General features: G+C 69.2%; 14 protein-coding genes. 4 read left to right on the top strand and 10 right to left on the bottom strand.

Annotated features, from left to right (window positions below):
• Nucleotides 1-221: 221 nt before the first annotated feature.
• The 6 genes from ABH920_RS49910 to ABH920_RS49935 form a co-directional block, all read right to left on the bottom strand.
• A complete protein-coding gene (locus tag ABH920_RS49910) occupies nt 222-1,073 on the bottom strand; it encodes an esterase/lipase family protein (protein ID WP_370356945.1) in 852 nt (283 codons plus the stop codon).
• 107 nt (nt 1,074-1,180) lie between these two features.
• On the bottom strand, nt 1,181-1,957 hold the full coding sequence (locus ABH920_RS49915; RefSeq protein ID WP_370356947.1) for a nucleotidyltransferase domain-containing protein: 777 nt from the start codon (nt 1,955-1,957) through the stop codon (nt 1,181-1,183).
• 226 nt (nt 1,958-2,183) lie between these two features.
• Entirely contained in the window at nt 2,184-4,094 is a 1,911-nt protein-coding gene (locus ABH920_RS49920) for an ABC transporter ATP-binding protein (protein WP_370356970.1), read from the bottom strand.
• A 416-nt stretch (nt 4,095-4,510) separates the two neighbouring features.
• Entirely contained in the window at nt 4,511-6,244 is a 1,734-nt protein-coding gene (locus ABH920_RS49925; protein ID WP_370356950.1) for an ABC transporter ATP-binding protein, read from the bottom strand.
• A 76-nt stretch (nt 6,245-6,320) separates the two neighbouring features.
• Entirely contained in the window at nt 6,321-7,037 is a 717-nt protein-coding gene (locus tag ABH920_RS49930; protein WP_370356952.1) for a TetR/AcrR family transcriptional regulator, read from the bottom strand.
• Between the two features lie 62 nt (nt 7,038-7,099).
• Nucleotides 7,100-7,738: an NADPH-dependent FMN reductase gene (locus ABH920_RS49935; RefSeq protein WP_370356954.1), complete on the bottom strand. Its 639-nt coding sequence runs from the start codon at nt 7,736-7,738 to the stop codon at nt 7,100-7,102.
• A 141-nt stretch (nt 7,739-7,879) separates the two neighbouring features.
• Here ABH920_RS49935 and ABH920_RS49940 point away from each other — a divergent pair, with 141 nt between their 5' ends.
• Nucleotides 7,880-8,689, top strand: coding sequence for a TetR/AcrR family transcriptional regulator (locus ABH920_RS49940; RefSeq protein ID WP_370356956.1), 810 nt, complete (start codon nt 7,880-7,882; stop codon nt 8,687-8,689).
• Nucleotides 8,690-8,747: 58 nt separating this feature from the next.
• Here the strand turns inward: ABH920_RS49940 and ABH920_RS49945 are convergent, their stop codons facing one another.
• Nucleotides 8,748-9,710 (bottom strand): LysR family transcriptional regulator ArgP, encoded by a 963-nt coding sequence (locus ABH920_RS49945; RefSeq protein ID WP_370356972.1) that lies wholly within the window; start codon nt 9,708-9,710, stop codon nt 8,748-8,750.
• Nucleotides 9,711-9,780: 70 nt separating this feature from the next.
• Between ABH920_RS49945 and ABH920_RS49950 the strand changes: the two genes are divergently transcribed.
• Entirely contained in the window at nt 9,781-10,395 is a 615-nt protein-coding gene (locus ABH920_RS49950) for a LysE/ArgO family amino acid transporter (protein ID WP_370356958.1), read from the top strand.
• Nucleotides 10,396-10,418: 23 nt separating this feature from the next.
• Complete coding sequence (locus ABH920_RS49955) at nt 10,419-10,862, top strand: hypothetical protein (protein WP_370356960.1); 444 nt, start codon at nt 10,419-10,421, stop codon at nt 10,860-10,862.
• Here the strand turns inward: ABH920_RS49955 and ABH920_RS49960 are convergent.
• The 3 genes from ABH920_RS49960 to ABH920_RS49970 are packed head-to-tail and all read right to left on the bottom strand — an operon-like array spanning nt 10,859 to nt 13,584.
• On the bottom strand, nt 10,859-11,713 hold the full coding sequence (locus ABH920_RS49960) for a MetQ/NlpA family ABC transporter substrate-binding protein (protein ID WP_370356962.1): 855 nt from the start codon (nt 11,711-11,713) through the stop codon (nt 10,859-10,861). The two genes, ABH920_RS49955 and ABH920_RS49960, sit on opposite strands and share 4 nt — an antisense overlap.
• 51 nt (nt 11,714-11,764) lie before the next feature.
• Nucleotides 11,765-12,421: a methionine ABC transporter permease gene (locus tag ABH920_RS49965; RefSeq protein WP_370356964.1), complete on the bottom strand. Its 657-nt coding sequence runs from the start codon at nt 12,419-12,421 to the stop codon at nt 11,765-11,767.
• Nucleotides 12,418-13,584 carry a methionine ABC transporter ATP-binding protein gene (locus ABH920_RS49970; RefSeq protein WP_370356966.1) on the bottom strand — a complete coding sequence of 389 codons (1,167 nt, stop codon included), beginning with the start codon at nt 13,582-13,584 and terminating at the stop codon, nt 12,418-12,420. The genes ABH920_RS49965 and ABH920_RS49970 overlap by 4 nt, the downstream gene beginning before the upstream one ends.
• Nucleotides 13,585-13,903: 319 nt before the next feature.
• On the opposite strand from ABH920_RS49970, the gene ABH920_RS49975 reads away from it, so the two are divergent.
• Entirely contained in the window at nt 13,904-14,548 is a 645-nt protein-coding gene (locus tag ABH920_RS49975) for a Pr6Pr family membrane protein (RefSeq protein WP_370356968.1), read from the top strand.
• The last annotated feature ends 135 nt before the right edge of the window (nt 14,549-14,683 follow it).

A 14,683-nucleotide genomic window follows, 5' to 3' on the forward strand; every position in this document is an offset into this window, starting at 1 on the left:
GAGGCACAGTGGGGGATCGCCCCGCAGCGAGCAGGCCCCGAAAGGGGCGGGCACCGCACCACAACCCAACAACCGGACCCCGGCGCCACCCCCAAGCGCCAGGGTCCGGCCCTGGAGGCTGCCTGAAAGCCTCACAGCAGGCGGCGCCGCGCCAACCAGACGCGGCGCCGCCCCGGCTCCGCACCCGAAACCGGATCGACCAGAAGGGCGAACCGATGAACCTATGAGAAGGCCGACAGGCACGTGGTCGGCGTAGCGTGCGCCGGATCCAGCGCGTTGACCGCCTCATGCAGCGCGATCTTGTCGGTGGTCCCGATGGCGACGTGCTCCGACAGGTCGGCGGCGCACAGGTTCTGCAGCAGGACGTTGTGCACGTTCGGCCCGTTCAGCGCCTGCGACTGCCACGGCGTCACGACCTCGTCGTACTGCGTCGAGATCACCGTGTACTGCACCCCGGGCACGGTGTCGCCGCCGGCGTTCAGCTGCTGCATCAGCGGCGAGCCGACGATCTGGTCGCTACAGGCCGGGCAGGCCGTCCCGATCAGGCCGATGGCCCCGGGGAAGTAGTCGGCGGCCAGGGTCTCGATGCCGTCGAGGTTGGTGCCGTGGTTGGAGGGCGCCAGACCCACCAGCGTGTGGACCTTGGGGGCGCCGCCGAGGAACTTCAGGTAGTAGCGGGGCATCATCCCGCCCTGGCTGTGCCCGACGATGTCGACCTGCGACGCGCCGGTGGCGGCCAGCACCTGGTTGACGTAGTCCGCCAGCTGCTGCGCCGACTGCGCGACCGGGGCCAGGCCGTGGAACAGGGGGATGCCCGGTTCCTGGCCGTAGTCGAGCTCGAAGACGCAGAAGCCGCGTGCGGCGATGTAGGGCGCGCCGACGATCCAGTTGTCGCCGGCGTTGCCGAAGGTGCCGTGCACCAGCACCACGGGTCGTGGGTGCTCGGCGCTGGGCCGGCAGGAGAAGTCGTTGATGCCCGACGAGGCGGCGGCCTGCGCCGGGGCGGCCAGTGCCAGGAACGGCGCGGCCAGGAGTGCGGCGGAGATGGCGTGGGCGATGCGGCGTTTACGCATACTGACTCCCTGGGGGACCGGTGGGCGAACGGGTCGAGTGATCAGGGTCACACGCGCGTGGTTACCGGTCGGTAAAGCTACTCGCAGGTAGCCAGGAAGTCACGGACTCATGGCAACTCTTTTGCCGAGTTGCACACCGCCTCCACCAGGTCGATCACCCGCAACGCCTCGGCGGCCGTACATGTCACCGTCGCGTCACCGAGTCGGTACGCCTTCGCCTTCGCACACAAGTCCGCGTACTTCGGGAACAGCTCGGCCGTGTAGTCGGCCGCGGCCTCCTTCGAGATCACCTCGCCGGTCGCGATGGTCGCGTGCAGCCGGCCCGGCCCGGTCGCCTCCCAGGCCAGCAGGTAGGGGTTCACCGGTGAATCAGGGTCTTGACTCGAGAAGTGCGTGCGGTACCCGACGTGCGTGCGCCAGTACGACTCCAAGTTCCCGCGGTTCCACTCCCGCAGCCACTCCGGGTCCGGGGCGACCTTCAGCTCCGAGGCCTGCGGCCCGCGCAGCGTGACGCCGTGCCGGTCGAGGATCGCCCACAGCACCGGATCGGTGGCGTGGCCCTCGGGCTTGAAGACTCCGTCCACCGCGGACGGGACCTTGGCCTGGCTGCGCGTGCCGAGCAGATCGGGCGTGACGTAGTGGCCGTCGCAGTGCGGACCGTCGGCGCGCGTGGCCTCCAGCTCGGCGTGCATCTCGCCGGCCATCGCCAGGTCCGAGGCGGTCATCGGGCGGTCGAGCACCATCAGCAGGTCCAGGTCGCTGCGCCCGGGACGCCAGCCGTCGAGCGCGGCGGAGCCGACGACGTAGACGCCGCGCAGCATGTCCGGTGCGAGGGTCGCTTCCAGGGCCTTCAGATAACGGTCCGCTGCTTGCTCGTAGGCCATCTTCGGAGCTTAACAACGTCATCTCTGAGGCCGGGCGAGGCGGCGGAACGTGCTGAGGTAAGCGAAAACGAGTGCTCGGCGGGGTTGTGGACAACGAAGAGGGCCGGCCGACTCCCCCCTCGGAGTCGGCCGGCCCGGTCAAAGCAGAACCCTGTCTCAGCCGACCTCAGCTGATCTCAGTCGACCTCAGCAGATCTCATGATCTCAGTCGACCCTCGATCCGACCTCAGTCGACCTCAGCCAGAGCCTGCGCGAACTGCGCCGCGTACAACCGCGAGTACGCGCCGTTGGAATCCAGCAGCTGCGTGTGCGTCCCGGTCTCCACGATCCGGCCGTTCTCCATGACCAGGATCATGTCCGCGTCGCGGATCGTGGACAGCCGGTGCGCGATGACGAACGACGTCCGTCCCTCGCGCAGCTTGTTCATCGCGCGCTGGATGAGGACCTCGGTGCGGGTGTCGACCGAGGACGTCGCCTCGTCCAGGATCAGGATCGCCGGTTCGGCCAGGAAGGCGCGGGCGATGGTGATCAGCTGCTTCTCGCCGGCCGACAGGTTCGAGCCCTCCTCGTCGATCACGGTGTCGTAGCCGTCGGGGAGGGTGCGCACGAAGTGGTCCACGTGCGTGGCCGCCGCCGCGGTCTGGATGCGCTCGGTCGAGGCGTCTCGGGTGCCGTAGGCGATGTTCTCGGCGATGGTGCCGCCGAACAGCCACGCGTCCTGGAGCACCATGCCGGTCTGCGACCGCAGGTACTCGCGGGACATCTGCGCGGTGTCGACGCCGTCCAGCAGGATCGCGCCGGAGTCCACCTCGTAGAACCGCATCAGCAGGTTGACCAGCGTGGTCTTGCCGGCGCCGGTCGGGCCGACGATGGCCACGGTCTGGCCCGGCTGTACCGCCAGGGACAGGTCCTCGATCAGCGGACGGTCCGCCGAGTAGCTGAAGTTCACGTCGCGGAACTCCACCCGGCCCTGGACTCGCTCCAGTTCCACCGGGCGGGCCGGCTCCGGGGACATCTCCTCGGCGTCCAGGATCTGGAAGATGCGCTCGGCCGAGGCCACGCCGGACTGCATCAGGTTGGCCATCGCGGCGACCTGCGACAGCGGCATCATGAACTGCCGCGTGTACTGGATCGAGGCCTGGACGCTGCCCAGGGACAGCGCGCCGGCCGAGACCCGCAGGCCGCCGACCACCGCGACCAGCACGTAGGTGACGTTGCCGAGGAACATCATCGTCGGCTGGATCAGGCCGCTGATGAACTGGGCCTTGAAGCTGGCGTCGTTCAGCGAGTCGTTCTGCTTCTTGAACTCCGCCGCCGCCTCGTGCTGCCGGCCGAAGGCCTTGACCAGCTGGTGGCCGGTGTACATCTCCTCGATGTGCGCGTTCAGCCGGCCGGTGGCCGCCCACTGCTTGACGAACTGCGGCTTGGACTTCTTGCCGATCCGGCCGGCGACGTACACCGACAGCGGCACCGTGGCGATCGCGATCAGGCCGAGCAGCCAGGAGGTCCACAGCATGAACGCGGTCACGCCGAGCAGTGTGAAGACCTGCATCACGACCTGCGCCAGCGACTGCTGCAGCGACTGCGCCAGGTTGTCCACGTCGTTGGTGGCGCGGGACAGGACCTCGCCGCGCGGCTGCTTGTCGAAGTAGGACAGCGGCAGCCGGCTCAGCTTGGCCTCGATGTCGGTGCGCAGCCGCGCCATCGCGCGGTTCACCACCACGATGACCAGCCGCGACTGGACCATCATGCAGATGAACACCAGGACGTACAGGCCCAGCAGCAGCATCAGGACGTGGCCGACCCTGGTGAAGTCGATGCCGTGGCCCGGGATGAAGTCGATCGACTTCACCAGGCTGGCCTGTGTGCCGTGGCCGGTCTGCTGCAGGTGCTGGACTGCCTCGGCCTTCGTCGGGTACTGGCCGTTCGGCAGGCGCGGGGATTGGCGGCCGATGACGCCGGCGAAGATCAGGTCCGTGGCTTTGCCCAGGAGCTTCGGGCCCCAGACCGACATCCCGACGCCGAGCGCGGCCATCAGCATGGAGAGGATCAGGATCGGGCGCTCCGGGCCGAGGTAGGCCAGCAGTCGGCGCGAGGAACCCTTGAAGTCCTTCGACTTCGCGGCCGGCCCGGACATGAACGCGGCCGGACCGCGCAGCGCGCCGCCCTGCTGCGGACGCGGTGCGTCGCCTTCGCTCTCGGTCTCCAGACGTTCGGAGTCCGAGCCGCCGGAGGCGGGAGCGCCCGGCTTGGCGCCGTTCTGTACCGCACCATTCTGCGCCGCGCCGTTAGCAGCAGCACCGTTCTGCGCCGCGCCGTTAGTGGCAGCACCATTCTGCGCCGCACCATTCGTGGCGGCGCCGTTCACCGTCCCGCCGTTCTGCTCAGCCTTCACGATCTCGGTGTGATCGGCGCTCGCGCCGTTCCCAGTACTCGCGCCGTTCCCAGCGCTCCCGGTACTCGCACCGCTCGCACCATTGCTGGTGTTCTCGGCGTGCTCGTTGTTCTCGGCGTTCTCGCCGTTGGCGCCGCCGTTCCCCGCCCCGTCCGTGCTCATGCCGCGGCCTCCTCTTCGGTGAGCTGCGAGAGCACGATCTCGCGGTAGGTCTGGTTGGATTCCATCAGCTCGCTGTGCGTCCCGGACCCGACCACCACGCCCAGGTCCAGCACGATGATCCGGTCCGCGTTGCGGATCGTGGACACCCGCTGCGCGACGATGACCACCGTGGACTCCCGCGTCTGGTCCACCAGCGCGGCCCGCAGCCGGGCGTCGGTGCTGTAGTCCAGCGCCGAGAACGAGTCGTCGAACAGGAAGATCTCAGGCTTGTGCACCAGCGCGCGGGCGATCGCCAGCCGCTGCCGCTGACCGCCGGAGACGTTGGTCCCGCCCTGCGCGATCGGCGCGTTCAGCTTCTCGGGCATCCGCTCGACGAAGTCCCGCGCCTGCGCGGTGTCCAGGGCCTCCCACAGCTCCTCGTCGGAGGCGTCGGGGCGGCCGTAGCGCAGGTTGGAGGCGATGGTCCCGGTGAACAGGTACGGCTTCTGCGGCACGATGGCCACCGACTTGGTCAGCGTCGTCGGATCCAGCTCGCGCACGTCCACCCCGTCGACCAGGACCGCGCCGTCGGTGACGTCGGCCAGCCGCGGCACCAGGTTCAGCAGCGTGGTCTTGCCCGCGCCGGTGGAGCCGATGATCGCGGTGGTCTCACCGGGATGGGCGACCAGCGACACCTCGTTGAGCACGCAGTCCTCGGCGCCCGGGTACTTGAAGCTCGCTCCCCGCAGCTCCAGCGTCCCGGACGTGAGCGGCACCGTGGCCGTCTTCGGCGGCACCACGCTGGACTCGGTGTCCAGCACCTCGCCGATGCGGTCGGCGCAGACCGCGGCGCGCGGCACCATCATGAACATGAAGGTGGTCATCATGACGCTCATCAGGATCTGCATCAGGTAGCTCAGGAACGCCGTCAGCGACCCGATCTGCATGCCGCCGGAGTCGATGCGGTGCGCGCCGAACCACAGCACGCCGACGCTGGCGAAGTTCACGATCGTCATCACGATCGGGAACATCAGCGCCATCAGCTTGCCGACCCGCAGCGAGACGTCCAGCAGCTGGTCGTTGGCCTGGCCGTAGCGCTCGTTCTCGTGCTCGTCCTTGACGAACGCGCGGATGACCCGGATGCCCGTGATCTGCTCGCGCATCACGCCGTTGATCTTGTCGATCCGGACCTGCACGATCCGGAACAGCGGGCCCATCCGCCGGATGATGATGCCGATCGCGATGGCCAGCGCCGGGATGATCGCCACCAGCAGCCCGGACAGCGGCACGTCCTGGCGCAGCGCCAGGATCACCCCGCCGACCAGCATCACCGGCGCCGCGGCGGCCATGGTGAAGGTCATCAGCACCACGGTCTGCACCTGCAGCACGTCGTTGGTGGTCCGGGTGAGCAGCGAGGGCGCCCCGAAGCGGCCGACCTCGCGGGTGGAGAAGGCCTGGACCCGGTCGAAGACGCCGGCCCGCAGGTCCCGGCCCAGCAGCGTGGCGGTCCGGGCCCCGAAGTAGACCGCGCCGATGGAGCAGGCGATCTGCAGCAGCGAGAACAGCAGCATGAAGCCGCCGGTCTTGAGCACGTATCCGTTGTCCCCCTTGACCACGCCGTTGTCGATGATGTCGGCGTTGAGTGTGGGCAGATACAGCGCACACAGCGTCTGTACGAACTGCAGGGCCAGGACCAGCGCGATCGGCCCTCGGTACGGTCGCAGGTATTGTTTCAGGATCTTGACAAGCATGAAGATCGTCCCATCTGGCTCGGCATGCCGGGCAGCGGTGGCCGTCGGCGTGACCGGGCGTGCACTGTATGCGAAATCAGGGGTTTTCGTTTTCGTGTAGGCTGGGCCCCAGCGGGAGCGCGGGTTGCTGGGCCAGCGCCGCGGCGGTACGGACCGCCTGGCGCAGCAGGGCAGTGTACGAGGCGTCCACTTCCTCGTGCAGCCAATATTTCGTGGCCACCCGCACCGCCCCGTTCACCGCGGCCGCGACGATCCGCGGCAGCAGGTCCTGGGCCGGATCCAGCCCCAGGCGCTCGGCGATCACCGGAGTCAGCTGCTCTTCGAGCTGGCGCATCGACTCCAGCAGGTGCGGCCGGGCCCCCTCCTCGTCCATGACCGTGCGCAGCGCCTCTTTGCTGAAGCTGCCGTTGGCCATGATCTCGCGGAGCTTGCGGACGCTCTCCTTGCCCGGCTCGTGGCCCAGGGTGTACTCGGCGACGACCGCCTCGGCGAGCGCGACGTCGAAGGGTTCGTCGGCGGGGCGTTCGCTGAAGGCCAGCGCCACGCGTCTGGCCCGGTCCCCGGGCAGCGCGCCGAGCGCGGCCTCGCGGCTGTGGAAGTAGTTGTGGAAGGTGCGTGCGGAGACCCCGGCGCGTTCGGCGATCTCGTCGGGGCTGACGTTCTGCAGGCCGTTGTTCTCCAGCGTCAGTTGCAGGGCCGCCTGGCTGATGCAGTTGCGGGTCTCCAGCCGTTTGCGTTCCCGGCGAGAGCCCGCTTCGGCCTCGTTCTCGTTCTGGTTCTCAGTGGCGGACACGGGTCTACCTTCTCCCGAACTTGCGCTCAGCGCAATTATTTTCTTGCGCTCAGCGCAAGGTTTCAGCCCCCGGCGCTCTGCCGGCGCCCGGCGCGCAGGGTCGTGGCGGTCCAGGTGAGCTGGTCCAACAGGCTCTGCAGGGCTTTGTCGCGGCTTTCGGAGGGGCGCGGCCAGGACTGGTCCTCGGCGAACTGGTTCCAGTACTCGGTGAAGCTGATCGTGTCGCGGATCGGGACCGCGGACAGCTCGATGAAGACGTGCCGTAACTGCTGGACCGCGCGCAGGCCGCCCGAGACGCCGCCGTAGGAGACGAAGGCGACGGGCTTGCGGCTCCATTCGCCGTGGTACCAGTCGATCGCGCTCTTCAGCACCGCCGGGAAGCTGTGGTTGTACTCCGGCGTGACGATCACGAAGGCGTCCGCGCCGGCCAGCCGCGGGGCCAGCGCCGCGACGGGTTCGGGACGCGGCTGCCCGAAGTCGGTCATGGTCAGCGGGAGGTCCGTCTCGGCCAGGTCGATGACGTCCATGTCGAGGCCGGGGTGGCTCTCGGCGGCGCGCGTGACGAACCAGTCGGCGACGGTCGGGGCGAAGCGGCCGTCGCGGGTGCTGCCGATGATGACCGCTACCCGGAGCGGGTCGGGATCCGCGTCCGGCGTGGCGGTTGTCTCGGTGATGCCGGCCGTGGCGGTGGCGGCGGTCATGGTGATCCCCCTGGGGAGTGGATGGCGTGGCGCGGATGTGTACGGTGTACGCTCCGATGCGTACACCGTACAACGGAGCGTACGATGTACACAAGGCGGGAGCGCGGCACCGCGTTCCCGAGCCCATGGGAGGCTTTCGGCATGGCGAAGACCAAGAGCGGGTGCGGCCCGGCGGCGGATGCGGCGGACCCCGCGGGGGCGGATGCGGCGGACGGGGCGGCGGAGTCGGCGGCACGCGACGCCCAGGCCGTGCCGACCATCTGGGAGCGCATCGACGTTCCCCGAGGCACCCGCACCTCCCTGAGCCACGAGCGCATCGCCGAGGCCGCCATCGCCCTGGCCGACGCCGAGGGCCTGGACGCCGTGTCGATGCGCAAGCTGGCCGAGAGCCTGGGCGTGGCGACGATGGCGCTGTACCGGTACGTGAACAGCAAGGACGAACTGCTGGAGCTGATGACGGACGCGGTCGGTACCGCCTCCGAACTCGTCGCCGACCCGAACGACTGGCGCGCGGTGTTCCGCGAGGCCGCCCGCCGCCGTCGCGACACCACGCTCGCGCACCCCTGGCTTCCGGCGGCTCAGGCGCAGGTCCCGACCAGCCTGACGCCCAACCGCAACCTGGCGTTGGAGCGCATGCTCGCCGCCCTGGAACCGTTGTCGCTGACCGGGGATCAGAAGATGCGGCTCATCAGGGCCCTGGATTCCTACGCGCGCGGCGCCACCGACGGCGAGGTGAACCAGCGGACGATGCTGGAGCGGCGCGGCTACGGGGCGGACGGGGATGTCAGGCTTCTGCTGCGCTCGAACATGCAGTGGCTGCTGCGCAGCGGGCGGTATCCGCTGTTCTCCCAGCTGGTGCTGGAGGGACTCGCGCCAGTGGACGCGGAGGCGGAGTTCGAGTTGGGGCTCGAGGCGATGCTGGACGGGTTGGCGGCGCGGTTCGGGATTTGAGGCTTGACCGCTTTCCCCTTGCCGCCGTTGCCATCGGCGCGCGTCGCCCGGCGGTGTTTCAGCCCAAGCGCCGGGCCGCGACCTCCGCCGCCACCTCGCCGACCTCGCTCAGCAACGCCGGCGCGAGCTTCCACTGCTGCCAGTACAACGGCACGTCGACCGGCCGCTCCGGCGCCAGTTCCACCAGCTCCACCTGCCCGAACTGCCTCGCCTGCACGTCCGGGATCAGCCCCCACCCGAAGCCGGACTCCACCGCGTACAGGTAGGCGTCGGTCGCCGGCAGGTAGTGGCGCGGTCCGCTGGCGGGGACCCCGATGCCGCGCAGGAAGCCGTCCTGCAGGTCGTCCTTGCGGTTGAAGATGATGACCGGCGCGACGGTGAGCGCGGCGGCGAGGTCGGTCGCGCCGACGCCGTCCGGCAGCCACCGCCGGACGAAGCCGTGCGTGGCCACGGCGCGGTACCGCATCCGCGCCAACGGCCGTACCACGCAGCCCTGCACCGGCTTCGGCGACGACGAGATGGCCGCCATCACCAGCCCGGCCCGAAGCAGCTCGTCGGTGTAGTCCTGGTCCTCGCGGTGAAGGTCGAAGCAGACCGCCGCGTTGGCGCTGAAGCGGGCCGTCACCTCGGGGAACCAGGTGCTCAGCGAGTCGGAGTTCACCGCGATCGACAGCGTCTGGACCGGCACGCCGCGTCCCGGGCCGCCGGAGCCCGTGCCGTCGCCGCTGTCGCCGTAGCCGCCACCGGAGCTCGAGGCCCCGGTGAGCCCCAGCTCCGCACGCGCGCTGTCCTCCAGCCACGCCAACTGCCGCGCGAACCGCACCACCGCGACGCCGGACTCGGTCGGCCGCAGCGGCTTGGACCGCACCAGCAGCACCCGCCCCGTACGCTGCTCCAACGCCTTGATCCGCTGGCTGACCGCGGATGGCGTGACGTGCAGGATCCGCGCCGCGGCCTCGAACGTCCCGGCGTCCACGGCCACCAGGAGCGTCCGCACGTGGTCCAGCGGCAGATCCGTCATCATGATCTCTAATGATACGCAAGAAAAGTTAGCTGGCCTGCGGATCACACACCTTCCTAGCATCGTGCTCATGACCACCCCCCTCGCGGCCGCCGCGGCCGGCCTCGGCACCGGCCTGTCCCTGATCGTCGCCATCGGCGCGCAGAACGCCTACGTCCTGCGCCAGGGCATCCGCCGCGAGCACGTCACCCCGATCGTCGCGATCTGCGCGGCCTCCGACGCGGTCCTGATCGCGGCCGGCATCGGCGGCCTGGGCGCGCTGGTCCGCTCGATGCCGACGGTGGTGACCGCGATCGCCTGGATCGGCGCCGCGTTCCTGGTGACCTACGGCCTGCTCGCCGCCCGCCGCGCCTGGAAGCAGCAGGACCACCTGGCCGCCGAGGGCGCGGGGGAGAAGTCCCTGCGCACAGCCGTCCTGACCTGCCTGGCCCTGACCTGGCTCAACCCCCACGTCTACCTCGACACGGTCCTGCTGCTGGGCACCGTCGGCAACAGCTACGGCAGCATGGACTGGTACTTCGCCCTCGGCGCCACCGCCGGCAGCATCCTGTGGTTCGCAGGCCTCGGATTCGGCGCCCGGCGCCTCGGGAAGGTCCTCGCACGGCCCAAGGCCTGGCGCGTGCTGGACGGCATCATCGCGGTCACGATGATCACGCTCGGCGTCGCGATGGTCGCCAGAAGCTGAGCTCCGCTATAGCATCACGGCTCGTGGGGGATTTGGTCTTCACAAGACCACGCAAACTCATGGGGCTCGGCATCTATCCGCCGATCGCCGGCCTGCCCTGGCACTGGCTCCCCGGCCACACATCCCTGGCCATCGACATGGTCGCGGCCATCCCCTTCGTCTTCCTGGTCCGGCAGTGGTCCACCACCGTCACCGCCGACGGCATCACCATCCAGACACTGCGCCGCCGCTTCATCCCCTGGAACCAGGTCCGGGACATCAGGGCAGACTTCCTGGCCGGCGACCACTCGATCGACGTCTATCTGCACGACGGCACGCGCCGCCGACTCCCCGCGCCGGTCGAGCACTACGAAGCACACTCCGACGAGGAGTTCGTCGACAAGTACGCGCAGATCCTCGACCTCTGGAAAACCCACGGCCGACCGCCCCTGTCCCCAGAAGCGGTCGGCCGTCAGTCACAGGTCTAGCTCGCCGGAATCACCGACCCGTTGAACGTCTTCTCGATGTACTGCTTCACCTGGTCCGAGGTCAGCAGCGCGGCCAGCTTCTTCACCGCCGGGTCGTTCTCGTGCCCCTTCTTCACCACCAGGATGTTGACGTAGGGGTTCCCGGCCGTCTTCTCCAGGGCCAGCGCGTCCTTGCTCGGCGTCAGCTTCGCCTGGAGCGCGTAGTTGCCGTTGATCACCGCGGCGTCGACGTCGTCGAGGGCGCGCGGGAGTTCGGCGGCCTCCAGCGGCTTGAACTTCAGGTGCTTGGGGTTGCCGGCGACGTCCTTCTCCGTCGCGGTGGCGCCGGCGCCGGGCTTGAGGGTGATCAGGTTGTTGTCGGCCAGCAGCTTCAGGGCCCGGCCCTCGTTGGTGGCGTCGTTCGGGAGGGCGACGGTGGCGCCGTCCTTGATCTGGTCCAGGGACTTGGCCTTGTGCGAGTACAGGCCCAGCGGCTCCAGGTGGACGCCGACGACCGGGACCAGGTCGGTGCCCTTGCTCTTGTTGAAGTCGTCGAGGTAGGGCTGGTGCTGGAAGTAGTTGGCGCCGACCTCGCCGTCCTGGGTGGCCAGGTTCGGCTGGACGTAGTCGGTGAACTCCTTCACCGTCAGCTTCAGCCCGGCCTTGGCGGCCAGGTTGTCGCGGATGTAGTCCAGGATCTGCGCGTGCGGGACCGGGGAGGCCGCGACGGTGATCGAGTCGACGCCGCCGGAGGACCCCGCGGCCGCGGAGCCGGAGGACCCCGCGGACTTCGACGAGGAGCAGGCGGTCAGACCCACGGCCAGGACGCCGACGAGGGCGGTCAGGGACGCGGCGAGCTTCTTGTTGCGCATGAACAAGGTCTTCTTTCTTCCGTGTACTGATTGGGGGAGTGGCCGGGGTGGTTACCGGTGAGCCAGCCGCTTGGCGGCGAAGTCGCCGAGCCACTGGACGATCTGGACGAGGACGACCAGCAGCACGACCGTGGCGATCATGAGGCCGTTCTCGAAGCGCTGGTAGCCGTAGCGGATGGCCAGGTCGCCCAGGCCCCCGCCGCCGATCGCGCCGGCCATCGCCGAATAGCCGACCAGCGCGATCACGGTCGTCGTCAGGCCGCTGACCAGCGCGGGCAGCGACTCCGGGAGCAGGACTTTGCGGACCGTGGCCAGATGCGAGGCGCCCATCGCGGCCGAGGCCTCGATCAGGCCCCTGTCGACCTCGCGCACCGCGCTCTCCACCAGCCGGGCGAAGAACGGCACGGCGCCGACGGCCAGCGGCACGATCGCGGCGTCCACGCCGATGGTGGTCCCGACGATCCCGCGCGTGAACGGCGTGATGGCGATCAGCAGGATGATGAACGGCAGCGAGCGCCCGACGTTGACCACGGTCCCCAGCGCCTTGTTCGCCGGCGCGTTCGCCAGCAGGCCGCCGCGATCCGTGAGCACCAGCAGCAGTCCGATCGGCAGCCCGATCAGCACCGTGAACAGCGCCGACCAGCCGACCATCTGCACCGTCTCCAGGGTGGCCTGCCACAGCAGCGGCTGCATGTCCGACCAGCTCACGACCCGACCTCCTCAAGCGAGTGCCCGGTGCCTTCGGCCGCGACGTCGGCGGTGGTTCCGACCGTGCCATCGGTCGTAGCTCCGGTCGTAGCTCCGGTCGTAGCTTCAGTCGTAACTCCGGTCGTAACTCCGGTCGTAGCTCCCGTCGTAGCTCCGGTCGTACCTTCGGCCGCGACGACCTCCACGTTCAGCCCGCGCTCCCGCAGGAACCCGATCGGTACGACGTTCTCCTCGAACCGCCCCGGCAGCCCGATCCGCATCCGCCCGACAGTCTGCCCGTTCACCGTCTCGATCGCCGCGCCCAGGATCGTGACGTCGACCGAGTACGTCCGCGCCAGCTGCGAGACCAGCGGCTGCGCGGTGGAGTCGCCGTGGAAGGTGACGTCCAGCACCGTGCTGTCGGGCAGCCCCGACGGCTCCGGCGCCGGGCCCAGCTGGAACAGCTCCCGCGCCAGCTCCGAACGCTCCCGCGTCAGCAGCTCCGAGATGGTCCCGGACTCGGCGATCCGGCCCTCGCGCATCAGGGCCGCGCTGTCGCAGACCGCCTTGACGACCTCCATCTCGTGCGTGATCAGCAGCACCGTGACGCCGAGCCGCTCGTTGACCTCCTTGAGCAGCTTCAGCACGCTGCGGGTGGTCTCCGGGTCCAGCGCCGAGGTGGCCTCGTCGGAGAGCAGCACGTGCGGATCGGCGGCCAGCGCCCGCGCGATCCCGACCCGCTGTTTCTGCCCGCCGGACAGCTGCGCCGGGTGGGCGCCGGCGCGGTCGGCCAGGCCGACGACGTCCAGCAGCTCCTCGGCCTTCGCCCGGCGCTCGCGACGGGTCAGCCGGCCCTCGATCTCCAGCGGCAGCTCGACGTTCTCCCGCGCGGTGCGGCTGGAGAGCAGGTTGAAGTGCTGGAACACCATGCCGATGCGGCGGCGCTCGGCGCGCAGCTGCCGCCCGGACAGCGCCGTGAGCTCGCGCCCGGCCACGGTGACCGTGCCGGAGGTGGGGCGCTCCAGCAGGTTCACGCAGCGGATCAGCGTGCTCTTGCCGGCCCCGGACTGGCCGACGACGCCGTAGACCTCGCCGGCCGCGACGCTCAGGTCCACGCCGTCCAGGGCGGTGACCGGCCGGTCGCGGGCAGGGTAAACCTTTGTCAGGTTTTTTATTTCAATCATGATGCTTTCCAATGGGCCGCGACATGCGGCGGCGGGCGCGCAACAAAGGCGCGCCGCTAAGGCTTACAAGGGGGAGGAGCTACTAAAACCCGGGTCGGGGAGTCCTACAGACTCAGCAGCTACACATTCGACAAGAGACACGGCAACGCATCATCCGCGGCGCCATGATGGCGGCGGGCATGCGGGACGTCTCGTTGGCGATCATGTAAATGACTATAGGTGCATCACCCTTTTGGGGCTTACCAGTCCAGTCCGTGAGACGACACGAGTCCACGCCGGGTTCAGATCCCGGCGCCACCTGGGCCGATATCGTCAACTCATGACCATCGAGCGCGCCCGGGCCTGGCACCTGCTCACCCTGCTGGTGTGCGCGGCGTCACTGGTGCTCCAGTTCTACCTGTCCGCCGCGAACAAGAACACGCAGGTGTCGCCGTTCACCGTCGGCACGCGGATCGGGAACTTCTTCTGCTACTTCACGATCCAGAGCAACCTGATCGTGCTGGCGGCGGCGATCGCCCTCGTCCTGGTGCCTGACCGGCGCGGCACCTGGTGGCCGGTGGCGCTGCTGGACGCCCTGCTGTGCATCACCGTGACCTGCCTGGTCGACGTCATCGTGTTGCGGCCGCAGGTGCATCTGGGCGGGTGGAGCAACGTCGCCGACATCGGGCTGCACATCCTCACGCCGATCCTGATGGTGGCCGGCTGGCTGCTGTTCGGCCCGAGGCCGCGCCTGGCGTGGGCCACCCTGGGCTGGGCGACGGTGTATCCGCTGGCCTGGGTGGCGTTCACGCTGATCCGCGGCCATGTCGTGAACTGGTATCCCTATCCGTTCATCGACGTCAGCACGCACGGCTACGCCCGAGTGACGCTGAACGTGGCGCTGGTGGCCGTGTTGTTCCTGGTCCTCGGCGCCGCGTTCGTCTGGCTGGACCGGAGACTGCCGAGAGCCCCGGTCCAGCCCTGAGATTCCAGGATTCCCGATTCCAGGATTCGAGGATTCGAGCGCTAGGCCGTGTCTGAGAAGTGGTTCATAGCCAGCCGTTGATGGCTGCGATGGTGACGGTGGCCTGGTAACGGCAGGCGAGCTTGTCGTACCGGG

Source organism: Catenulispora sp. EB89 (assembly GCF_041261445.1).
Classification (GTDB): Bacteria; Actinomycetota; Actinomycetes; order Streptomycetales; family Catenulisporaceae; genus Catenulispora.

Bases quoted from the DNA above. Each gene is read 5' to 3' on its own strand.
- ABH920_RS49910 (WP_370356945.1), bottom strand. From the start codon at position 1,073: ATGCGTAAACGCCGCATCGCCCACGCCATCTCCGCCGCACTCCTGGCC.
- ABH920_RS49915 (WP_370356947.1), bottom strand. From the start codon at position 1,957: ATGGCCTACGAGCAAGCAGCGGACCGTTATCTGAAGGCCCTGGAAGCG.
- ABH920_RS49920 (WP_370356970.1), bottom strand. From the start codon at position 4,094: ATGTCCGGGCCGGCCGCGAAGTCGAAGGACTTCAAGGGTTCCTCGCGC.
- ABH920_RS49925 (WP_370356950.1), bottom strand. From the start codon at position 6,244: ATGCTTGTCAAGATCCTGAAACAATACCTGCGACCGTACCGAGGGCCG.
- ABH920_RS49935 (WP_370356954.1), bottom strand. From the start codon at position 7,738: ATGACCGCCGCCACCGCCACGGCCGGCATCACCGAGACAACCGCCACG.
- ABH920_RS49940 (WP_370356956.1), top strand. From the start codon at position 7,880: ATGGCGAAGACCAAGAGCGGGTGCGGCCCGGCGGCGGATGCGGCGGAC.
- ABH920_RS49945 (WP_370356972.1), bottom strand. From the start codon at position 9,710: ATGACGGATCTGCCGCTGGACCACGTGCGGACGCTCCTGGTGGCCGTG.
- ABH920_RS49950 (WP_370356958.1), top strand. From the start codon at position 9,781: ATGACCACCCCCCTCGCGGCCGCCGCGGCCGGCCTCGGCACCGGCCTG.
- ABH920_RS49960 (WP_370356962.1), bottom strand. From the start codon at position 11,713: ATGCGCAACAAGAAGCTCGCCGCGTCCCTGACCGCCCTCGTCGGCGTC.
- ABH920_RS49970 (WP_370356966.1), bottom strand. From the start codon at position 13,584: ATGATTGAAATAAAAAACCTGACAAAGGTTTACCCTGCCCGCGACCGG.
- ABH920_RS49975 (WP_370356968.1), top strand. From the start codon at position 13,904: ATGACCATCGAGCGCGCCCGGGCCTGGCACCTGCTCACCCTGCTGGTG.